Source organism: Paenibacillus sp. J22TS3 (assembly GCF_018403205.1).
In the GTDB taxonomy this organism is placed as follows: Bacteria; Bacillota; Bacilli; order Paenibacillales; family Paenibacillaceae; genus Fontibacillus; species Fontibacillus tuaregi.
Map to the genome: position 1 here is coordinate 168,608 of NZ_BOSF01000001.1, position 23,055 is coordinate 191,662.

Annotated in this window: 18 protein-coding genes; 3 read left to right on the forward strand and 15 right to left on the reverse strand. The window is 49.1% G+C overall.

All coding sequences use genetic code 11. The annotated features are described in order from the left end of the window. Positions 1 to 3: 3 nt before the first annotated feature. Entirely contained in the window at positions 4 to 1,443 is a 1,440-nt protein-coding gene (gene glgA, locus KJS63_RS00775) for a glycogen synthase GlgA (protein WP_213617544.1), read from the reverse strand. Beyond that, a complete protein-coding gene (gene glgB, locus KJS63_RS00780; protein WP_213617545.1) occupies positions 1,440 to 3,431 on the reverse strand; it encodes a 1,4-alpha-glucan branching protein GlgB in 1,992 nt (663 codons plus the stop codon). Before glgB ends, glgA begins: the two co-directional genes overlap by 4 nt. Before the next feature lie 188 nt (positions 3,432 to 3,619). Here glgB and KJS63_RS00785 point away from each other — a divergent pair, with 188 nt between their 5' ends. Then, positions 3,620 to 4,840: a glucose-1-phosphate adenylyltransferase gene (locus KJS63_RS00785; protein ID WP_213617546.1), complete on the forward strand. Its 1,221-nt coding sequence runs from the start codon at positions 3,620 to 3,622 to the stop codon at positions 4,838 to 4,840. 190 nt (positions 4,841 to 5,030) lie between these two features. Here KJS63_RS00785 and KJS63_RS00790 read toward each other — a convergent pair whose 3' ends face one another. From KJS63_RS00790 to KJS63_RS00810, 5 genes are read right to left on the reverse strand one after another with little or no spacing between them, the layout of a single operon-like run. Beyond that, a complete protein-coding gene (locus KJS63_RS00790) occupies positions 5,031 to 6,125 on the reverse strand; it encodes a GNAT family N-acetyltransferase (RefSeq protein WP_213617547.1) in 1,095 nt (364 codons plus the stop codon). Positions 6,126 to 6,158: 33 nt separating this feature from the next. Beyond that, the gene (locus KJS63_RS00795) at positions 6,159 to 7,595 is read right to left on the reverse strand and encodes a sensor histidine kinase (RefSeq protein ID WP_213617548.1); all 1,437 of its coding nucleotides are present in this window, start codon (positions 7,593 to 7,595) and stop codon (positions 6,159 to 6,161) included. Further along, positions 7,592 to 8,290: a response regulator transcription factor gene (locus tag KJS63_RS00800; RefSeq protein WP_068617515.1), complete on the reverse strand. Its 699-nt coding sequence runs from the start codon at positions 8,288 to 8,290 to the stop codon at positions 7,592 to 7,594. Before KJS63_RS00800 ends, KJS63_RS00795 begins: the two co-directional genes overlap by 4 nt. Before the next feature lie 33 nt (positions 8,291 to 8,323). Then, entirely contained in the window at positions 8,324 to 9,610 is a 1,287-nt protein-coding gene (locus KJS63_RS00805) for a hypothetical protein (protein ID WP_213617549.1), read from the reverse strand. A 1-nt stretch (position 9,611) separates the two neighbouring features. Beyond that, positions 9,612 to 10,337: a phosphonate ABC transporter ATP-binding protein gene (locus KJS63_RS00810; protein WP_213617550.1), complete on the reverse strand. Its 726-nt coding sequence runs from the start codon at positions 10,335 to 10,337 to the stop codon at positions 9,612 to 9,614. Positions 10,338 to 10,513: 176 nt separating this feature from the next. On the opposite strand from KJS63_RS00810, the gene KJS63_RS00815 reads away from it, so the two are divergent. After that, positions 10,514 to 11,431 (forward strand): ArsR/SmtB family transcription factor, encoded by a 918-nt coding sequence (locus tag KJS63_RS00815; RefSeq protein ID WP_213617551.1) that lies wholly within the window; start codon positions 10,514 to 10,516, stop codon positions 11,429 to 11,431. Between the two features lie 59 nt (positions 11,432 to 11,490). After that, positions 11,491 to 12,264 (forward strand): HAD family hydrolase, encoded by a 774-nt coding sequence (locus tag KJS63_RS00820; RefSeq protein ID WP_374706235.1) that lies wholly within the window; start codon positions 11,491 to 11,493, stop codon positions 12,262 to 12,264. 22 nt (positions 12,265 to 12,286) lie between these two features. Here the strand turns inward: KJS63_RS00820 and KJS63_RS00825 are convergent, their stop codons facing one another. From KJS63_RS00825 to pdhA, 8 genes are all read right to left on the reverse strand, one after another. Further along, positions 12,287 to 14,542 (reverse strand): type IA DNA topoisomerase, encoded by a 2,256-nt coding sequence (locus KJS63_RS00825; protein ID WP_213617552.1) that lies wholly within the window; start codon positions 14,540 to 14,542, stop codon positions 12,287 to 12,289. Positions 14,543 to 14,629: 87 nt separating this feature from the next. Next, entirely contained in the window at positions 14,630 to 16,117 is a 1,488-nt protein-coding gene (locus tag KJS63_RS00830) for a glutamate synthase subunit beta (RefSeq protein ID WP_213617553.1), read from the reverse strand. 301 nt (positions 16,118 to 16,418) lie between these two features. Beyond that, positions 16,419 to 16,922, reverse strand: a complete 504-nt coding sequence (locus KJS63_RS00835; RefSeq protein ID WP_213618289.1) for a dihydrofolate reductase — start codon at positions 16,920 to 16,922, stop codon at positions 16,419 to 16,421. Positions 16,923 to 16,996: 74 nt separating this feature from the next. Further along, a complete protein-coding gene (gene thyA, locus KJS63_RS00840; protein ID WP_280520766.1) occupies positions 16,997 to 17,791 on the reverse strand; it encodes a thymidylate synthase in 795 nt (264 codons plus the stop codon). A gap of 161 nt (positions 17,792 to 17,952) precedes the next feature. After that, the gene (lpdA, locus tag KJS63_RS00845; RefSeq protein ID WP_068617502.1) at positions 17,953 to 19,368 is read right to left on the reverse strand and encodes a dihydrolipoyl dehydrogenase; all 1,416 of its coding nucleotides are present in this window, start codon (positions 19,366 to 19,368) and stop codon (positions 17,953 to 17,955) included. Between the two features lie 3 nt (positions 19,369 to 19,371). After that, positions 19,372 to 20,652 (reverse strand): dihydrolipoamide acetyltransferase family protein, encoded by a 1,281-nt coding sequence (locus tag KJS63_RS00850; protein WP_213617555.1) that lies wholly within the window; start codon positions 20,650 to 20,652, stop codon positions 19,372 to 19,374. A gap of 31 nt (positions 20,653 to 20,683) precedes the next feature. Further along, positions 20,684 to 21,664, reverse strand: a complete 981-nt coding sequence (locus tag KJS63_RS00855; RefSeq protein ID WP_213617556.1) for an alpha-ketoacid dehydrogenase subunit beta — start codon at positions 21,662 to 21,664, stop codon at positions 20,684 to 20,686. 136 nt (positions 21,665 to 21,800) lie between these two features. Further along, entirely contained in the window at positions 21,801 to 22,868 is a 1,068-nt protein-coding gene (gene pdhA, locus KJS63_RS00860; protein ID WP_068617497.1) for a pyruvate dehydrogenase (acetyl-transferring) E1 component subunit alpha, read from the reverse strand. Positions 22,869 to 23,055: the final 187 nt, after the last annotated feature.

Consider the following 23,055-nt stretch of genomic DNA (forward strand, 5'->3'; position numbering starts at 1 on the left):
AGTTTATTCTGTTATCCCCGTCAATCTTCTATAGATCTCAAGGTACTCGTCCGCAGACACATTCCAGCTGTAATCTCCAGCAAAAGCATTCCGTACCACCTTCTTCCATTGGTCAGGCTCATGATACATATGGACCGCTCTGCGAATCGTGTAGAGCATGTCATGTGCATTAAAGTGGTTGAACGAGAAGCCATTGCCTTCCCCCGTAAACTCGTTAAAAGAATGAACCGTATCGTTCAAACCTCCCGTCTCTCTGACCACAGGAATGCTGCCATAACGAAGCGCCAGCAGTTGGCTGATGCCGCACGGCTCGAACTTCGAAGGCATCAGGAAGATGTCACTTCCTGCGTAAATCCGGCGGGACAGGCCATCATTGAATTTGATCTGTGCGGACAGCTTCTGCGGATGGCGCCCAGCAGCTTCCCTAAACCACTGCTCGTACTCATAATCCCCTGTGCCAAGGACAACCACCTGAACGTTATCAAAATACAACAGCTCATCAAGAACTCTTCGCACCAGCTCTAAGCCCTTGGAATCCACGAGCCGTGTCACCATCGCAATCAACGGGATGTTCGGGTCAACAGGCAGCCCAACTTCCTGCTGGAGTGCAGGCTTGTTCTCCCTCTTCTTGTTAAGGCTTGTTCGGTACCGGGCCGTAATTTCCGCATCTGTTGCCGGATTGTACAGCTTGATATCTATGCCGTTAACAATCCCGGACAAGCGCCCGCCAAGCGAGCGCAGCAACCCATCCAGGCCATAACCATAGTGCTCGGTCTTGATTTCCTCCGCATAGGTTGGACTTACGGTGGTAACGTGGTCTGCATACACTAGGCCTGCCTTAAGATAATTCACATTGCCGTAATACTCAAGTCCGTCCGGGGTGAAATAATCATGCGGGAGATCCAGCAGATCAGGAAGCACCTCATAGGGAAAGATTCCCTGGTAGAGCAGGTTATGTACCGTGAACACGGTTTTGATGGCTTGATATGACGGGTTATGTGAATAATGATGCTTCAAGAACACCGGAATCAGAGCAGTATGCCAATCATGACAATGAAGAATATCCGGATAGAAATCAATATACGGCAGGATCTCCAGAACTGCGCGGTTCAGGAATGCAAACCGCTCTCCATCATCTCCATATCCATAAATACCGTCTCTCCCGAAATAAGATTCATTATCGATGAAATAGACGGGTATTCCTTCAAAAGTCAGCTTTTCGATCCCGCAGTACTGGGACCTCCAGGCAAGGGGAACCTCTGTAATATTCACCGTTTCAAGCTGAGACCGGTACTTCTCAGGCATAATTTTATATTTCGGCATCACGATTCTTACATCGTGGCCAGCTTTAAGCAGTGCCTTTGGAAGCGCACCGATAACATCCGCGAGTCCGCCCGTTTTGACAAATGGAATGGCTTCCGCAGCTGCAAACAAAATCTTCACGTAGTCTTCCTCCTTTGGGTCGTTTTCCGCCTTTTTGGCGGCTCCTGTGTGGAAGCCTTCGGCGGGGTATCCTGCTTTTTCACTGCACGGCCTTGCTTCTTCCATATGGTTATACTAAGTGGCGGCACTTTAAGCTCCAGGCTGCTCTGCTGTCCGTGCCACGAAATCTTCTCGGATTTCACAGAAGTGGTATCAATCAAGCCCATACCTCCATATTCTATGGAGTCACTATTGAACACGAGCTCATACGTGCCTGGTTTGGCAATGCCAACCCTGTAATTATCTCTGAGAACCGGCTGGAAGTTAATGATCACCATCACGCTGTCTGACGCTCTCTTTCCCTTTCGGAAGTAAGATATGACACTCTGGGAAGCATCATGCGGCGATATCCACTCGTATCCCTCAAAGGTATGATCCTGCTCCCATAGCGCTTTTTGCTGCAGGTAGAAGTGATTGAGGTCGGCAGTATACTTAAGCATCTTGCGGTGGGATTCATAGTTCAGCAAGAACCAGTCGAGCTCACCCTGATCTCTCCACTCGATGAACTGCCCGAACTCACCACCCATGAACAGAAGCTTCTTTCCCGGGCTCGTAAGCTGGTACCCGAGGAGCACACGAAGGCCGGCGAATTTCTCTTCATAATTGCCCGGCATCTTATCAAGCAGGGATTTCTTGCCGTGCACAACCTCATCATGGGATAAGGGCAGTGTGAAGTTCTCGGAGTAGGCATACACGATCGGGAACGTGAGCAGATTATGGTGCTGCGGCCGATCATAAAAGTCCGTCTCCACATAATCCAGTGTGTCGTTCATCCAGCCCATGTTCCATTTGTAGTTGAAGCCGAGGCCTCCATCATGAACCGGAGAAGTCACCTGCGGCCACGCACTGGATTCCTCAGCCATCATGAGCGCGTGCGGATAGTGCTGAAATACCGCTTCATTCAGCTGCTGCAGGAAGGCAACAGCCTCCAGGTTCTCGTAACCGCCATGCTCATTCGGCACGTATTGACCCTCGCCCTTCTCGAAGTCAAGCCGAACCATACTTGTGACCGCATCCACCCTGAGCCCGTCAAAGTGATACATGTCCATCCAATACAGGGCATTGGAGATCAGGAAAGAGCGGACTTCCGGCTTGCCGAAGTCGAAGCTGAGTGTCCCCCATCCGGGCTTATCGGCCTTTCTGGGGTCCGAGTATTCAAACTGCGGGGTTCCGTCAAACAATCGGAGGCCGTGATCATCCCTTGTAAAGTGGCCTGGTACCCAGTCCAGAATCACCCCGATGTTCGCCTGATGGCAGCGGTCCACAAAGTACATAAGGTCCTTCGGGCTGCCGTAACGGCTCGTCGGAGCGAAATATCCGGTAATTTGGTATCCCCATGACAAGTCATAAGGATGTTCGGCCAGGGGCATAATTTCAATATGCGTGTAGCCCATTTCTTGTATGTAAGGAATCAGCAGATCGGCCATTTCACGGTACGTGTAAAAGGAGCCGTCCTCCTTCTGCCGCCAGGTGCCAAAATGAATTTCGTATATATTCATCGGCTTCTGATATGGAGCTCGATTCTTGCGCCGCCAGGAGGCATCATTCCAGGAATATCCCTCAAGCGACTGCACTACAGACGCTGTTGCCGGTCTCACTTCAGCATGGAAGGCATAGGGATCTGCTTTCAAGAAGGTCTTGCCGTCCGGGCCAGTAATTTCATACTTGTAAAATGTTCCTTCTGCAATTCCCGGGAAAAAGCGAGTCCAAAGCCCCGAATCGGGCATCCTATATAAAGGATCGTTCTCTCCCTTCCAATGATTGAAGTCAGAAGCAAGGCCAACTTGCAGCGCATGGGGTGCCCACACCGTGAACCGGACACCAGGGATTCCTTCCTCAACTGTAAGATGGGCCCCTAGAGAACGGTAGCTGCGGTATAAGGTTCCTTCATGGAACAAGTATACATCCAGAGGCGAAATTGCATTTTGCTGATTGATGTTCTCTGACAACTCTCCACCGCCTTATTTAAACATAGTCCACTTAGTTTATTACCCCAATCATACACGAATGAATTAACAAATTCCTGCAGGAAAATAAAATTGTAATTTTTCATGGAATTAACAATAAAATAGTTTCAACTGTAGCCCATTTCGTTTACTAAGTACTACACTGACATAATCCTTGGGAGGGAAACGTAATGAACAAGAAAGAATGCATTGCCATGCTGCTGGCCGGAGGAGAGGGTCGCAGATTATCCCCACTTACGTCCAAGCAGGCCAAACCGGCCGTGCCGTTTGGTGGTCGATACAGAATAATTGATTTTCCTCTCAGTAACTGTGTTAACTCAGGTATTGATACAATTGGTGTACTTACCCAATATGAGGCGGAATCACTTCACTCACATATCGGAGAAGGAGAGGCTTGGGGCCTTAAGCAGGAAGGCCAAGGCGGGATCACTCTTCTCCCATCTTACAATACAGGTTCTGAGGAATACGCTGGAACCGCCGATGCAATTTATCAGAATATCGAGTACATCGATGCGCAGAATCCTGAGAACGTGCTGATTTTGTCTGGCGATCATATTTATCATATGAATTATCGGGAAATGCTTGAATTCCATGTGAGCAGCGGCGCTCCAGCTACCATCTCGGTTATGCCTGTACCTTGGAATGAAGCTCACCGGTTCGGAGTCATGTCCATCGATGAGGAATTCCGGATTACCGAGTTTGCCGAGAAGCCGAAGGAACCGCAAAGCAACCTGGCTTCCATGGGAATTTATATTTTTAAATGGGATTATCTGAAACAGCATCTGATCGAGGATGCGAAGAACCCGGAATCGTCCCATGACTTTGGTAAAGATGTAATCCCTAACATGCTTGCCGGAATCACATCGCTTTATGCTTTTGAATTCAAAGGCTACTGGCGTGATGTAGGTACGGTAGACAGTTTATGGGAAGCACACATGGACCTGCTTGATGAGTCCAACGATTGGAAGCTTCACAACGAAGCATGGCCAATGTACACGAACGAAAAGGCGGTTAGAAAGGTTGCAGCCAAACACCGCGGGATTCAGTCGAGCGGCTGCCTGATCCACGATAATTGCACCCTTGACGGCTACTCGGAACGTTCGGTGTTGTTCGGTGGAACTGAAGTTGGGCGCTTCAGTAAAATCAAAGACAGTATTATCATGCCTCATGTGAAAATCGGCCGGAACGTGGTCATTGAACGGGCGATTATCGGGGAAGGCGCTGTGATTAAGGACGGAGCTGTGATCAAGGGCACAATGAACGAAATCATGGTCATCGGACCTGGAGAGACCGTGGTGGCTAAACCCGCTGTCAGACCTCAACCAGCCAGATTGCTTAAAGAAGTTTATGACAGTGCAAGCCGTCTCCGCGCTGGTGGCATGTCATCATAAAGCATGAAAAATGGACCTTCGGGTCCATTTTTTTTCCTTGGCAAGTTCCTTCCCTGTTTGGTTACACAACTGTATTCCTAAAATTATGCTCGTTGTTTCTACGCACAAGGTTTCATCTCAACACACAAAAGAAGCGGATCCGCAGATCCGCTTCTTTTGTGTGTTGAGGATAACATTGATTCATCGGAGCTTACGGTTCTTCCTGGTACAGCTCCTCCCATTCCCTGCGAAGCATGCTCATTTCGAGCATACTCCAGTACTCATTGCGGTAAAGAGTTTTCTCCCGCATCAGGCCTTCCTTTCTGAATCCTGCAGACAGGTACAGCTGGATAGCCGGCTTATTAAAATCAAATACCCCCAGCGTAATCCGGTGCAAATTCAGTGCCTGAAATCCAATCCTCAACATTTCCACAATCATCGCCTTGCCAATCCCCCGTCCCCGGTAATCCGGATCTCCAAGAATGACCCGGCTGATCCGTGCGGACCGGTTCCTCCGGTCAATCTGTGATAAGCTGATATGACCGATACTCTCCCCGCTGTCCCTGTGTATGACTTTGAAGATCAGCTTATCTGATTTCCAGGGAAGATTTGCGCCTTCCATATAAGTGCGCATGTCTTCTTCTGTCAATGGATACGACCAGTTCCCTCCCGCCCACTGCAGCTGAAAAGCTTCGGAAGCCGACCACCGCTGAAGCAGGTGGAAATCCCGGTCATTGAAATATACAAAGTCCACCAGATCGGGGTCCCGTACTGGAGCCCTGAATTCCCACTGCTCATACAGATTATATTCACGCCCGTTCTTCAGGGCGGTCCCCATGTAGCGGAAGCCCAGGCGTTGATAGAAGCTGTTCAGCTTCAAGTTCTGGGCTAAACAGTCGAGGCGCAGACCCTTGCCGCCATTCTCACGTGTACGGTTCGAGGCCCACTCCACGATACGGGCGCCGAGGCCCCCACTGCTATAGGCCCGTCTCACTGTAAGGCGATGCAAATAGTTGTATCCTCTGGAATTTCGCATTCCCCAATAATCGGGGTCGCTCTGCTGTAATGTAAACATGGCTGCAGGCTGAGTCTGAGCGTATACGATATAGATTTCCCTATACTCGAAATAAGACAATATCTCTTCCTTTGTAAATTGTTCGGGTGTCCATTGATAAATACCTTGCGAGATCATCCATTCTGCGGCTTCAATCAACATTTGGCAAATCAGATCAGCGTCTTCTCGTTCTGCCAGGTGAATATCGAACTGTTGGTCTGGCAGTTTCAGCACTCCTGTAGGCTTGCTCATGACAGATCATCCTCTTCTCCCGAATCGTACACATTACATAACGGATAGCTCATCCTCTTCCTTATTCAATTCATCCAGCAGCGGCAGCCGTACACTCACCGTAGTTCCGACTCCAAGTTCACTGCGCATCTCCATGTCCCCGTTATGCAGCTCGACCAGCTGTTGACTTATCGCAAGTCCCAGGCCTGTTCCCCCACCTTGATGGTTAACCTGGAAGAAACGGTCCTTCACGCGGCGCAAATGCTCCTCACTAATTCCGATTCCACTATCAATAACCTCGACAACCGCCCATTCGTCCTTAACGCTAATATCCAGATGAATCCAGGACTCTTCCGTAGAGAACTTAATAGCGTTATCCACCAGGTTCAGAAACACCTGCTTGAGCCGGTTACCATCGCCTGAGACCATGACTGTCTTCTCGGTATGTTCATCCAGCTTAATCTTAATACGCTTCTGTTCAGCCTTAGCCCAGACATTCAGCATTGTCTCCTGAAGAATCTCCTTCAGGTTAACATGGCCGATGACCAACTTCATTTCATTCTGTTGAAGCTTCGAGAAATCCAGCATTTCCTCTACAAGCCCAATCAGCCGGTCCGTCTCTTTCGCGATAATCTGCATCCCAATCTTCGTCTCCTCCGGATCGAAGCCCCCCGAAGTCAGCGTCTCACTCCAACCCTTAATACCTGTTAACGGAGTCCTGAGCTCATGCGAGATTGATGAGATGAAGTCATCCTTGATCTGATTGCCGCGCACGATCTCCTGGGCCATATAGTTAAGCGTGCTGGCCAGCTCGCCAAGCTCATATTTATATTCACCCTTAACGCGGACATCGAATTTACCGCGCGCCAGTTGAGCGGATACCGCCCTGATGTTATTGATCGGCTTAACGATGGAATTGGCAAGTCCCATGCTGAACAGTAGAACTACCGCAAGAATCACCACACCAACCAAAGCGGCAAGCAGGGTAATATTCAATAGCTTGGAGTTAATCGGCTCCATGGATGTGATATATCTTATGACATATTTGTTCTCCCCCATCACCTGTATGGGACTCGATACAGCCATAACCAATTCTCCGGTCCCCGGTTCACGGCCAATCCATTTGCCAATGTTATTCGTCAGCGCTTGGGTTAAGTCACTGGTCTGAACCGGCTGATCCGGCTGAAAGGAGCTGTTGGTGATCAAGACGTCACCTTTGCGGTTAAGGACCTGGAGCTCCGTACTAGCCAAAGCAAACCGGTTCAGGATATCCCGGTAATACTTAAGGTTCTCACTTTCCGTATTCTCCGTGTTGGTATTGTTATAATTGTCCGTTACCATTGCGGCATGATTGGCAATATGGCTGTACACACTATCATAATAATAAGTCCGGATGGCAAACATGAAGATAATTTCGACCAATAGAAGGGTCATGAATACTACGATAAAATAGTGAAGAACGATCTGACGACCGATCCCTTTGCTGATCATTGACCCTCGCCCTTCCACTTATAGCCGTGTCCCCAAACCGTCTGCAGATAGGCCGGATCAGACGGGTTCGTCTCAATCTTTTGCCGGATTCTCCGGATGTTCACATCTACAATCTTAGGATCTCCCATATACTCCTTGCCCCATACATGATCCAGGAGCTGATCCCTGCTAAGAGGGGTGTTCTCCTTCTCCAGGAAATATTGAATGAGCGAGAACTCCGTTGGAGTCAGCTCAATCATGGTACCATCCTTCTTAAACTGCTTGGTAATCAGATCCAGGGTAAAAGGACCGGAGGTGAAAGATACCTTGGCACTGGTCTCTCTATATACATTAACCCGCCGGAGCAGGGAATGAATACGGGCGATCAGCTCCGTAGGACTAAAGGGCTTGCTGACATGATCGTCCGCCCCTACGGACAAGGCATACACTTTATCCTGCTCCTGAACCTTGGCTGTGAGGAAAATGATGCCGATCCTCTCATTCGTCTCCCGAATGCGCCGGCAGACTTCGAAACCGTCGATGCCCGGCACCATCACGTCAAGAAGTGCAATATCGATGTCCGGAACACTGGTCAGCTTGCTCAAGGCCTCATGGCCGTCGGCCGCTTCCAATACTTCAAATCCGTTGCGTTTCAGATTAATGACAATAAAGCTGCGGATGGACTCCTCATCCTCCAGAATAAGTACTTTACTCAACACATAACATCCTCTCTATATAGAAACAAATCATTATCTTATATTTTTCTTGATCATATCTGAGCCATAATTCGTCTTGTACGCAATAATCTGGTCGTTATCGCGCTTCAGCATGGACCATTCGTTCTTAGAGCTTTCCCACTGGGATGCCGGTATGAATTTGATCTCCGCAACCTGCTCGTTATCGCTCAACTTCACAAACCGCAAATATTGGTCAATAACGGAATTCGGGTCCAGCGTAATCTTGTTCTTTAGATCATCCGGGAAATTAAACACAAACCGTCCCTCAGGATCGAGATACTGCTCCTTAATTAACTTCATGTTCTTGAGATCTTCCGAAGGTGCGGTCTCATCCCATTGATAATAATCCAGAAAACGCGGAGGTTTATCAAGGATGACCTTCTCCCACCCCGAAGGGACACGAAGCCTTCCCATCTCCAGAATATCGTCGTCATTAACGTCCGAGCTGCGGATAGGCATATCGTTCAGGTTATCATCCTGATCGATGACATTCACAAGCTTGTTATCATTTAACACAATCAAAGTGGAATAAGCTGAATGCGTCAAATACGAAGCATCCAATATAATCCCGTGCTTGTTCTTCGTCACTTTACCGGCTATCGCATTCAAATATCCGTTGATGCTGTTGCCTAGTTCAAGGTGGCCCAACGGCTCTACTTGATTGTTAGCCTTGATCTGATAACAGGTCACTGTATTGTAATTATTTTGCTTAAAAGCGACTGTGGTCAGTTCAACGAGATCATCATTGTTCAAATCATCCAACAAATAAATGGTGTAAGGAGCCTGCAGAATCTTCTCCACTTGGCCTCCGTTATACGCATAGACAGCAAGTGTATTCGGGTCCGTTGGATCTACCACCCCAAAGGTAGCTATGATCTCCTTCTTCCCGTCATGGTTAAGATCCTTATACTCCAGAGACAACAGATTCTTGCCTGCCGCCTCGAATTTCTGTTTGACAACCCACGCATTACCCTCTTCTTCAAGAATCATGCCCTGTGCGTTGCGGTCCCCTTTCAAACTTTCAAAAAATACAACTGCTTCCAAATTGCCGTCATTGTTAAGATCTGCCGTCTGAATCGAGCTGATCGAATTCCCGTCCCTCGTCTGCAGCCTCATCTCCTGCGGAGTATAGGCATCCACCGCACTCCTCAATGACTGCTGACTCGATAACAGTTCAGGGGGCTTCATTAACAATTTGGGATCGGTAATAAGATCACAGCCGCTTAACACAGCAAGACATAAACATCCTGCTGCGATAAATATCCACCTTGCATTCACCAACCCAATCACTCTTTTCATTCTATATCAGCTGCTTCTCTTCCTGGGTCAGTCTTCTCCCTGTCACATCCCACTGCAGCCGTCCTTGATTTAGTCCCCAGAGCCTTGTACAGTATTTCTCCGCAAGCTCCAGTGGAAGAACGGTAATTACCGTTGCCTTTTCTTCCTTACATAAATTCTTTAACGTATCAAGCACCTTTTCAGTTGCGAATTTATCTAAACCAATTACTGGTTCATCTGCGGCGATCAGGTTCGCCCCGTGCACGAGCGCCCGGCAAATAGCGACCCGCTGCCGCTCGCCTCCACTTAATTTGCCTGCTTTGACGTGCGCTTTATCCAGAAGTCCGAATTTTTCCAGCTCATCCATGGCCCCCATGTAATCATCCGAACGAATCATACCAGTCACTCTCCGGATCAGTGGCGTCTGGCCGGCCTGACCAATTATCACATTCTTCAATGCCGTTTTCTGAATGTTCAGCTCAGGATTCTGTTCCAGATATGCAAATTGGGACCGGAACTTAGAGGAGCCTCTTCCCCCAGACTTAATGATCTCCTTGCCATCAAACACATATTTGCCTGAATTCCAGGGCATTCGCAGGGCAAGGCTGCGCAGAAGGGTACTTTTTCCGCTTCCGCTTGGACCCACTACCCCGATCATTTCCCCTTGCTCAAACTGCAGATTAATATCCTCCAAAATCTTCTTCTTCTCCGCACCCACAGTGATGTTCAACTGACTGACTTCAATCATGCCCAGCTCTCCTTTATCCCCCTAAATCTCTATTCTTTATTCTATCTTATCTCTATCTTGTTTGAAAGCATCGCACCTGCGGTAATAATCAGGTGGTCAATTGTTTATAGTGGACAACTCACAGGCGTAAGGGGGATAATGGATAAAGAAAGCAATTTGGGGAGGTTACCTTTCACATGGCTTATAATGTAAAAGTAGACGTATCTCCAGTCTACGAACTGCTTGGAAGCTTCCTGGTTCATGTCGTCCGCAAATGGACAAGTAATATGGATATGGGACCGGAATGGATAAGCACCATTGAATCACGGCTTGACGAAGCTACCCGGGCTGCATTTGCAGAGGCGGCTTCCTGGCCATTTGATGATTATGACGTGCTGTACGCATGGGCGGTGGAGCGCGGTCGGAACAACGAAATCCTGGACTTCCTCAAAGATCTGGAACTATCCAGCCCAGAGCAGTTGTGCGGCAGGATTATACAATACATACCAGGGCTAACACCCGAGAAATCAGCATTAATCCGCAACAATTATGTCCCCCTGCTTCATATCTGGTATGACGTTTATTTTAAGGATATTGAACCGCTATACGTTCCTCTTCTTGAAGAGGACGCTGCTGAGAAACTTACGCTGCTTGATAAAATGGAAGCCGAAAGCCTGATCGATTATGCATCCGGCGGATTGGTGGTGCCTCAGGAGCTGCCAATTGAGCAGGTTATCCTGCTTCCCATTATCCACTTGCGTCCCATCAACACATATTGCTTCTATAACAATATGCTGCTGATTCAGTACCCAGTGGATTTGCCGCTGGAGGACCCAAATGAGGCACCTAACGTCCTGCTGCGCCTTACCCGGGCATTAGCCGCGCCAGAACGGCTTCGTCTGCTTCGTTACCTGGCGAATGAGCCCAAGACGCTCTCGGAGATACAGCTGTTCCTGAATGAGTCGGAAGAGAATTTGATGGTTCATTTAAGACAGCTGAGAATAGCCGGTCTTCTACAGGTTCATCTTGGTGGGAATAATCAGGAGAAGTTTTGTCTCCGGCCCGACGGGATATCGGAGCTGCAGATTTTCCTGGAGACCTACATCCAAATATAACGCGGCTAAGCTTGATATAATAAGCAGATCAGATCTACATAAGAGAGGAGCACCCTGCTTTGAGCGCTTATACGTTAAGACAGCACATTATTTTTGACATGGATGATACCCTCATTCACTGCAACAAATATTTTGAAATGATTTTGAGCAGATTTACCGACATCATGCTGGGTTGGTTCCAGGAATACCGCCTGACCGGGAAGGAGATCCGGGACAAGCAGATTGAAATTGATGTGGCTGGTGTCCTGAAATCCGGATTTGCCAGCAAACACTTTCCTCTGTCGTTGATTGAGACCTATCACTACTTCTCCAGATTAATCGGCCGTCCCATTCAGCTTGCTGAGGAGAACCACCTGATGGAGCTCGGGCTGAGCGTATATGAGCAAGAGATTGAACCGTATCCAGGCATGGTGGAGACCTTGGAAGTGTTGACCCGCCAAGGACACGAGCTGATCTTGTATACAGGCGGGGAGCAAGCGATCCAACAGCGGAAGATCGAGCAAATGAAGCTGGCTGCTTATTTCCAGGAGCGGATTTATATCCGCCAGCACAAAAACCAGGAGGCCTTGGAGCAAATACTGTCCTCCCGCCATTTCGACAGAGACAATACCTGGATGATTGGCAACAGCTTGCGGACGGATATTATTCCCGCTCTAGCCGCTGGAATTAATACGATCTATATCAAACTTCCGAATGAGTGGGTCTACAACGTCGTTGAGCTTAAGAATAAACCTTCAACCGCGATGTACACCGTATCCTCCCTTGAAGAAGTCCCCGATATTATCGCACAAAGCATCAGCGTCAAACCAAACACCAACAAACGGACCCTTTAGAGCAGGGTCCGTTTGTTTCATTTTATTCCGTTTTGTCCAGGGCAAGCTGCCCTGTCTCATGATCCAGCAGCTTGATGCGGGCCTTGTAGTCCGTATCCCCATCCTTGAAAGACAGAAGCTGAGTTTGACCCTTCTCAAGCAGGGCGGTCAGCATACTCTGGGAAACCTTCTTGCCTGAGAACTCCTTCCAGATGACGAATCCGCAGCCCGCCTTGAAATGGGTGCATCCGTACCCCTTCTTGCCTTCAATCAACTGTCCACCGCATCCCGTCCGTGGACAAAGTCCAAGCGGTTGACGGACGGATGAAGAAGCTTCCGCCGTGGCCGTGGCATTGGCTTTGGTTTGACTGGCCGTCCTGGAGCCAGCTTGCAATGCTGGCCGTTTGGCTGCGCCGGCCTGTCGCCCTTTGCCGGCAGGCTTCGCTTCCCCTTCGAAGCGGGAAGGCGGGGCCATGGGCTGCGAGCGCACCTTATCAATAATGGAGACCGTAAACTTCTTGACGTTCTCCATAAATTTCTCACCGGCTGCCTCGCCCCGTGAAATTTGGTGCAGACGCCGCTCCCACTGGCCCGTCATCTCCGGCGAAGTCAACAGCTCAACTCCAGCATGGCGGATCAGTTCAACCGCGGTCCGACCTTTTTGCGTGACCGTTATTTTCTTGCCCTGCATGGTAATGTAGCCGACCTTCTTCAGCCGTTCGATCGTGGCGGCCCGAGTCGCCGGCGTACCCAAGCCGGCATCTTTCATGGCATCCCGCAGCTCTTCATTCTCCAGCTGCTTGCCCGCACTTTCCATCGCCTTCAAAAGCGTACCTTCTGTATAGGCTTTAGGAGGCTGCGTCGCCTTCTCTTTTACCTCGGCTTTACGGCAAACTACAGGCTTGTCCGGGTCCACCTGGAACGGTTCACTAACAAGCTGCTCCGCTTCCTCTTCTTCATCCTTCTTCTTGCTTTTGGAACCGGATTTACGGCCTTCCTCGGTTCCCTGGCACACCTTCCAGCCTAACGACAGCAGTTCTTTAACATTGGTCTTAAAGATCTCGCTTTCAACTTCAGTAAGCACCGTGTGCTGTTTGTACTCAGCTGGGGGATAGAATTGGGATAGGAACCGCCGGATCACAAGATCATACACGTTCTGCTCCTCTGGGCTTAAAGAGCCGGCCCGTTTTAGAGTTGGAAGAATCGCATGGTGATCTTCCACACGTGCAGGATTGCAAACCGACTTGTTATTTTTGTGTACGAATCCAGGGCTGGCACCGTTAGCCAATTCCTGATAGCTTGTAGACTTCAGCATATGAAGAGCTTTGTGCATCCCCTCAATATTCTGCTCCGTAACATAGTTCGAGCTGGTACGCGGATAGGTGATCACCTTATGTTTCTCATACAGCGCCTGTGCGATATCGAGTGTCTTCTTCGCAGAGTACCCGTATTTCGCATTAGCTTCCCGCTGAAGCAGGGTCAGATCGTACAGCTTGTAGGGGTACTCCTTTGTATCCTTAACCTCGTACCCTGTAATCCGGCCTTCCTTCCCCTTCACCTTACCCGCAATCCGCTCCGCCTTCTCCTTATCTGTAAGACGGTCACCCTGCCAGGACCCGGGATATACCCGGTCCTCCTGATGAAATTCCGCTTTAATCTCGTAATACGTGAGAGAATCAAAGCTTTCGATCTCTTTCTGCCGATCGTAGATCAGAGCCAGAACCGGAGTCTGGACCCTCCCTACAGACAGCAGCTCCTTATGTTTGGTGGTGAATGCTCTCGAGGCATTCATGCCCACAAGCCAGTCGGCCTCGCTGCGGGCCCTTGCGGCAACAGTTAGGTTGGCGAACTCCGAGCTGTCCTTAAGCTCGGCAAAGCCCTTCGCTATACTCTCCGCAGTCAAATCGGAAATCCACAGCCTTCTTACAGGCTGGGTCAAACGAAGCTGCTGCTGGATCAAAGCGAAGATGTATTGGCCTTCCCGCCCGGCATCACAGGCATTTACGATCCGGTCCGCCCGTTTGGCCAAATCACCGATAATTTTGAGCTGATCCTTCGTCTTCGGATTCGGCACAATCTTGAAATGCTCCGGTAGAATCGGCAGATCCGCGAAGTTCCATCGTTTATATTTGGGATCATAAGCATCCGGCTCGGCAAGCCCAAGCAAGTGCCCGATCGCCCAGGTAATGATATACTGCTCTCCCTCGAGATAAGACCGGTTATTCTTCGCCTTCGGTTCAATGACCGCGGCAATGGTCCGTCCCATATCCGGCTTCTCTGCGATGACTAACGTTTTCATGGTGAGACGCTTCCCCTCTCCCAAGATCTTCTCGGCAAAAAAAGAGCCGCGCACAGCGCAGCCCCGTTGCATTCTATTATTATATCATTACACCAGAACCGTTGCACCCATCAAATACTTATCAACTTCACGGGCAGCTTCGCGTCCCTCGTTGATGGCCCATACCACAAGGCTCTGACCGCGGCGCATATCGCCAGCAGCAAATACTTTGTCCACATTGGTATTGTATTTGCCGTAACGCGCCTTCACATTAGAACGACGGTCCGTCTCCAGAGACAGCTCATTGATGATCGTGTTCTCCGGTCCGTCAAATCCGATCGCGATCAGCGCAAGCTGAGCCGGGAATACGCGTTCCGTACCTGGAATCGGCTGATAAATCTTGCGTCCGGTTTCATCGACAATCCGCTGAATTTGAACGGTATGCAGCTCCTTCAGGTTGCCCTGCTCATCTCCCACAAACTTCGTGGTCATAATGGAGAACTCACGCGGATCTTCACCGTAAAGTGCCTTGGCTTCCTCTTGGGCATAATCCAGCGTGTATACGTTCGGGAACTGCGGCCAAGGGTTTTGGATCGGGTCCCGCTCGAGCGGAGCCTTGGCATGTGTACCGAACTGGGTAATGCTCTTGCAGCCATGACGAAGCGAAGTAGCCACACAGTCAGAACCGGTGTCCCCACCTCCGATAACGATAACGTCTTTGCCTTCTGCGGACAAATAATCGCCATCTTGCAGGCCGGAGTTCAGATAGCTGCGAATCGTGCCGTTAAGGAACGGCATGGCATAATGCACTCCATTCAACTCGCTGCCTTCAATATTAAATTCCCGTGGTTTGGTCGCCCCTCCGCACAGGACTACAGCATCAAATTCATCAACAAGCTGCTGCGCAGGAATATCCTTGCCAATTTCCGTGTTGGTGATAAATTTCACCCCTTCTTGAACCAGAAGGTTCACACGTCTCTCTACAACAGACTTATCCAGCTTCATTGTCGGAATTCCATACATTAGAAGCCCGCCGACACGGTCTGCCCGCTCATATACCGTTACCTCATGACCTGCCTTGTTAAGCTGTGCGGCACAGGCAAGACCCGCTGGTCCAGAGCCAACCACGGCTACACGCTTACCTGTACGCTTCTCGGGCGGCTGCGCTACGACCCAGCCTTCTTCAAAGCCGCGCTCGATAATAGCTTCTTCAATCGTCTTGATCGTAACCGGCTGTCCGATCAGGCCCACCGTACAGGAGCCCTCGCAAGGGGCTGGACATACACGACCCGTAAACTCTGGGAAGTTGTTCGTCTTATGAAGACGGTCAAGCGCATCCTTCCATTGTCCACGGTAAACCAAATTGTTCCACTCTGGAATCAAATTGTGTACCGGGCATCCCGAGGTTCCCCCAGTCATATCGATTCCGGTGTGACAGTACGGTGTACCACAATCCATACACCGGGCTCCTTGTGTCCGGAGCTCCTCTTCCGAAGCATGTTTATGGAATTCCTCCCAATCCTTAACCCGTTCAGAGGGACTGCGGTCTCCCGGAAGCTGTCGCTTAAATTCCATAAACCCCGTAGGTGTAGACATCTAACTTTCCCCCATCTCTATATTTGTATATCTATACGGAAGTAGAATGCAGCCATCACAAGCCATCCCATCTTCACCATAAAAAGAACAAAGCACAGTTTAACCGCCCTGTTCCCTTTATATTATATGATTTAATTTAATCAATAAAAGTAGAACAACTGATTATATAGATCAAGACAGCGGGGTGACATGTTCTTCCGATCGCTGTTGTTCATGGATTTCTTGGTTAAGACTATACTGTTAAAATATTTTATCACTCACGACAAAGCATATTAATGGACTTTATTCATAATAGTTTGCATTATTGCGCAACTGCTTTAACGCGTTCATAGGTTACAAACCGGTAATCATATGGATTCTTCTCGTCCCGAATTCCCTTTACCTCATCCGTGAGCTTGAACGAGGACCAGTCCAGTTCAGGAAAGACTACATCCCCTTCGATGTCCTCATCGATAAAGGTAACCAGCAGGCGGGTGGCATATGGCAGGAAATGCTCAAACACTCCCGCTCCACCGATGACCATAAGTTCCTCTCCGGGCACGGCCAGCTCTAAGGCTTCAGACATGGAATGCACAGTCTCCGCTCCATCCGCCTGAAATGACTTGTCCGTTGTCAGAATCACATTCCGGCGGCCTGGAAGCGGCTTTGAACCGATGGATTCCCACGTCTTTCTTCCCATCAGCATCGTCTTGCCGAGCGTCTGGGCCTTGAAGAATGCCAAATCTGCAGGCAGCCGCCACGGCAGCTTGTTGTCCCTGCCGATTACCCCCCCCCGGGCCATAGCCCATATCAGTGTAATACCCATCATTAGACCCCCTTTTTCAAAATGTCTAAACGGTCTTCTGCCCCGCTTCCACCATCCGTTGTCACACAGTAGAGTTAGACGGACACCGGCGCCTTAATAGCCGGGTGGTACACATAGTTTTCAAATTCGAAATCCTCATATTTATAATCAAAAATAGACTCAGGCTTCCGCTTGATGACCAGCTTCGGCAGTTCATATGGTGTACGGGTCAGCTGAAGCTGCACCTGCTCCAAATGATTGGTATAGATGTGCACGTCCCCGCCGGACCAGATGAACTCTCCAACCTCAAGATCACATTGCTGAGCCACCATATGTGTGAGCAGAGCATAACTTGCAATATTGAAGGGAAGTCCCAGGAACGTATCCACCGAGCGCATGGTCAGCATACAGCTTAATTTCCCGTCAGCCACATAGAATTGAAACACAAAATGGCACGGCGGCAGCTTCATATTCTCAATCTCCGCCACGTTCCAAGCACTCACCAGATGACGGCGGGAATCCGGATTGTTCTTGATGCCCTCGACCACGTTGGTGATCTGATCAATCACACGGCCATCCGGGGTCTCCCAAGAACGCCATTGGGAGCCGTAGACAGGACCGAGATCCCCGTTCTCATCCGCCCATTCGTCCCATATCCGGACCCCGTGTTCCTTCAAATAAGTAATGTTGGTGTCCCCTTTAAGGAACCACAACAGCTCATGAATTACTGATTTGAGATGAATGCGTTTGGTTGTAACCAGCGGGAACCCTTTGGACAGATCAAAGCGCAGCTGACGACCAAAGACCGAGATCGTTCCTGTACCTGTGCGGTCATCTTTCCGGGTCCCGTGTTCTTGAATATCCTTAAGCAAATCCAAATAATTTTGCACGATCCACACCTCCAACTTTCTCTTATGTAATATATCATGATGCCGCCCATCTTGTTAACAGACAATAAAAAGAAAGGCAAGAACGCGGGCTGCGTTCTTGCCAAAATATGTTCAATTTCGCTTAAGAGACCCGTGTCCATGTGCACACAGGAGTAACAAGATTAACGGGAAATGACGTGGATTGGATGACCTTCCACAAGTTCTGCAGTCTCCATAACAATCTCACCAAGAGTTGGGTGAGCATGGATTGTAAGGGAGATATCCTCAAGAGTTGCTCCCATTTCGATGGCCAGACCCAGCTCGGCAATCAAATTGGATGCTTCAATACCTACGATTTGTGCGCCAAGAACCAGGTTGTTCTCTTCATTCGCTACAATCTTAATGAATCCGTCTGGAGCATTCAGAGAAGTTGCACGGCCATTACCCGCAAACGGGAACTTACCGGCTTTCACTTTGAAGCCTTTCTCCTTAGCTTCCTTCTCGGTGTAGCCAACACTGGAGCATTCAGGATCTGTAAATACAACAGCCGGAATCGCTTTGTAGTCAACTACAGATGGCAGGCCAGAGATCGCTTCTGCCGCCACTTTACCTTCGTAAGAAGCTTTGTGGGCCAGCGCAAGACCTGGAACAATATCGCCAATCGCAAAGATGTTCGGGTTAGTTGTGCGTCCTTGATGGTCAACTTTAACCAGACCGCGGTCGGTCAGTTCCACACCCGCAAGATCAAGACCCAGATCGCCATCGGTATTTGGACGGCGTCCAACAGTCACCAGCAGGTAGTCTGCTGTAACTTCTTTGCTCTCTCCGTTAACGGAGTATTTCACAGTCACGTTCTTATCTGTCTGCTCAGCACTTTCTGCTTTCGCATTTGTTACGATTTCAATGCCGGTTTTCTCCATGCTCTTCGCAACAAGACGGGTCATATCCTTGTCGAAGCCAGGAAGCACAGTGTCCAGACCTTCAATGATCGTTACTTTAGTTCCGAATTTGGAGAACATTTGACCAAGCTCGGCACCGATGTAACCACCGCCGATAACAACGAGGCTCGAAGGAATTTCTTCAAGCTGCAGCGCTTCGGTGGAGGACAGGATACGGCCGCCGAATGGGAACGGCTTAAGTTCAATCGGACGGGAACCTGTTGCCAGGATACAATGTTTGAACCGGTAGCGTGGGGATTCGTGTTCATTGAAAGCACGTGCTTCGGTTTCGTTAATGAACATAACCTCACCGCTGAATACCTCGATCTTATTGCCTTTCAGAAGTCCAGCCACACCTTGAGTCATCTTCTTCACAACACCATTTTTGAAAGCTTGGGTTTTGGAGAAGTCAACTTTTACGTTGTCTGCGGAAATCCCGAATGCGTCGCCATGCTTCGCAGCTTCATATTGATGAGCCGCGGAGATCAGAGCCTTGGATGGAATACATCCACGGTTCAAGCACACGCCGCCAAGCTCGGATTTATCCACGATTACTACTTTTTGTCCCAGTTGGGCAGCGCGAATGGCTGCCACATAACCGCCGGGACCGGCACCTACGACTAATGTATCGATATCAAGAGAAGCGTCTCCTACTACCATTACTTACACCTCCATAACCAGCAGCTCAGGATTAGCGAGCAGTGATTTAATGTAGTTCATAAAGTTTTGAGCTGTTGCACCATCAATCAGACGGTGGTCGAAGCTAAGGGACAGAGCCATGACTGGAGCAACTACGATTTCACCGTTCTTCACAACTGGTTTCTCGGAAATACGTCCAGTACCCAAGATAGCTACCTCAGGGTAGTTAATGATTGGGGTAAAGAACATACCGCCGGCGGAACCGATATTTGTGATCGAAATTGTGCTGCCTTTCATTTCGGCAGGGCTAAGCTTGCCTTCGCGGCCGCGTGCAGCCAGGTCACGGATAGCGTCAGCAATCATCCAGATGCTCTTACGGTCAGCATCTTTAATGACTGGAACGATCAAGCCGTTATCTGTATCAGTAGCAATACCGATGTCATAATGCTTCTTGTAAACAATTTCGTTGTTCTCTTCGTCAATGGAAGCGTTAAGCGCCGGGAATTGACGGGAAGCCGCAACCAAAGCTTTAACGATGAACGGCAGGTAAGTCACTTTCGTGCCTTTCTTCTCGGCGATTGGTTTCATGCGGGTACGGAACGCCACCAGCTCAGTAACATCCACTTCGTCCATGATAGTAACGTGAGGAGCTGTGTACGCCGATTTAACCATAGCATTGGAAATCGCTTTGCGGATTCCTTTGAATGGAACGCGCTCTTCTTCCAGATGCGCAGCACCTGCTGAAGCTGCCGCTGGAGCTGCAGCTGCACCGCCGCCATTCTTGAAGGCTTCAACATCTTCTCTAGTGATCTTGCCAGCATTGCCTGTACCCGTTACTTGAGTCAGATCGATGCCTTGCTCACGTGCGAATTTGCGAACGCTAGGCGTAGCAAGCACTTCCTTGTTCGGAGCCGCAGGAGCAGGTGCGCCAGCTGCATCGCCTTGTTTAGCTTCGGACGGACTGTCAGAAGCAGGGGAAGATTTCGTATCCGCTCCACCTTTCGCCGCATCAGCCTCTTGGCTTCCGTGCTGTTCAGGGGCGCCTTCTTGCTCAGGAACTTCGCCTTCAGCATCGATAATGGCAACTACGTCGCCAACGCGGAAGATTGCGCCGTCTTTACCGAATACTTCTTGAACTGTACCGTTCACAGGACAAGGAACTTCTACTACTGCCTTGTCGTTTTGCACTTCCATGATGATGTCATCGTCGGTTACTTTATCCCCTGGCTTGATGTGCATTTTGATAATTTCGCCTTCATGCAATCCTTCGCCCAGTTCCGGGAAACGATATTCAAATTTTGCCACCTAGAAGACCTCCTTATAGTCCGGTTGTTAATTAAAATTCAAGTACTTTGTTTACTGCGGAAATCACACGAGCTGGAGATGGAAGCCACTGATCCTCGATTTGGGCAAATGGATACACGGTATCCGGACCTGCCACACGAAGAACTGGCGCTTCGAGGTGAAGAATAGCCTTCTCATTGATTTGAGCAATAACTTCCGCAGCGATACCCGCGGACTTCTGTGCTTCCTGTACCACGATGGCACGGTTGGTTTTCTTGATAGACGCCACAATGGTGTCGATATCCAGAGGAACCAGGGTGCGCAGATCGATAACTTCAGCTTTAATGCCCTTTGTTTTTTCAAGTTCTTCAGCCGCTTTAACTGCGGTGTGAACCATCAGACCATAAGCAATGATGGTAACATCGGAACCTTCTTTAACCACGTTCGCCTTGCCAAGTTCAACAGTGTACTCACCATCTGGAACTTCAGCACGGAAAGCATGGTACAGGTTAAGGTGCTCCATGAAGAAGACAGGGTCATTATCGCGAATCGCGGAAATCATAAGACCTTTAGCGTCGTATGGGTTGGAAGGGATTACTAGTTTAATACCCGGTGTTTGGGCAATCAATCCTTCCAGGGAATCCGTATGAAGCTCAGCCGCTTTAACACCGCCGCCAAAAGGTGTACGGAATACGATAGGCGCATTGTAGCGGCCGCCGGAACGGTAGCGCAGACGCGCAGCTTGAACCAGAATCTGGTCAAGAGCTTCAAAGATAAAACCTACAAATTGAATCTCGGCAACAGGACGGAAGCCCTGGATACCAAGACCGAACGCCAAACCGCCAATCGCGGATTCAGCCAGCGGCGTATCGAATACGCGCTCTTCCCCGAACTCTTTTTGCAGTCCTTCGGTTGCGCGGAATACGCCCCCTACATTACCTACGTCTTCCCCGAAAAGCAGGACATTGGCATCGCGTTTCAATTCCACGCGCAATGCATCGCGAATCGCTTCTTTCATGTTCATTTGTGCCATTGCTAGATATCCTCCTATAAGTCAGGATTGGTTCCTGATTCAATGAAATAAGTTGAACCTCACCGGCATAAACCGGCAGTGCAATAACTCCCCTTCCGGTCAGTAAAAAACAAACGGGGAGTATTCGCGGGATATATTATTGGAAGTCAGCCTTTTGCTCTTCCAGATATTTCGGAGTGGTTTCGAACATGCTGTCAATCAAGCCTGGAACCGTCATTTTCTCGGTTTGTTCCGCTTTCTTGATCTGTTCGTTCACTTTTGCTTTCGCTTCTTCTTTCACACGGGCAGTATCTTCTTCAGTCCAAAGACCTTTCTTCTCCAGGTACTTGGCAAGACGTGCAATTGGGTCCTTCTCACTCCACTCGCCTTCTTCTTCCTTCGTACGATACTTGGAAGCATCATCAGACAGGGAATGCGGACGGAAACGGTAAGTAACCGCTTCGATCAAGGTAGCACCTTCACCGTTGCGGCCGCGCTCAGCAGCTTCTTGGACAGCTTTGATTACGGCAAGAACGTCCATACCGTCAACCTTTACGCCTTTAATACCGGCTGCAACCGCTTTGTGGGCGATGGAAAGAGCCGCAGTCTGCTTGGAGAATGGAGTGGTGATCGCATAACCGTTGTTTTGCACAAAGAAAATAACCGGCAGCTTGTAAACACCGGCATAGTTCAGACCTTCGTAGAAGTCACCTTCGGAAGATCCGCCATCCCCTGTATAAGTAATTACGACCTGCTTTTGTTTTCTGAGCTTGTAGCCCATTGCAATCCCCATTGCATGCAGGATTTGTGCCCCAATGATAATTTGCGGCATAAGTACATTGACACCTTGAGGAATTTCACCGCCGTGTTGATGCCCACGGGAATACAGGAAAGCTTGATACAATGGAAGACCGTGCCATACGATCTGTGGCATATCACGGTATCCAGGACATACAAAGTCATCTTTCTCAAGCGCAAACTCACTTCCAACCATAGTTGCTTCTTGGCCGGATACCGGAGCATAGAAACCAAGACGTCCTTGGCGGCCCAAGTTCACAGCACGATCATCCCAAGTACGGGTAAATACCATACGGTACATAATTTCTTTCAATTGATCATCAGTCAAGTCAGGAAGTTTATCTTTGTTTACGATTTCACCAGCAGGTGAAAGTACGGACAGCGTGTCAACGTCCTCCGTATATACTTCATAAGGAACCTTGCTCATTATCTTCACCTCGATAAAAAATTTGAATATCATGTTCCACTGTTATAGAATTATTATACATCTGTTTCACCACTTAAGTCAAAGGATATACTTTAAAATGTGTTCAACTCTGATTTTTGTATGTATAACAGATGAACGATAATTGTATAACACATCAAAAAAGGAAATCCTCCCTTTTTCCAAGACA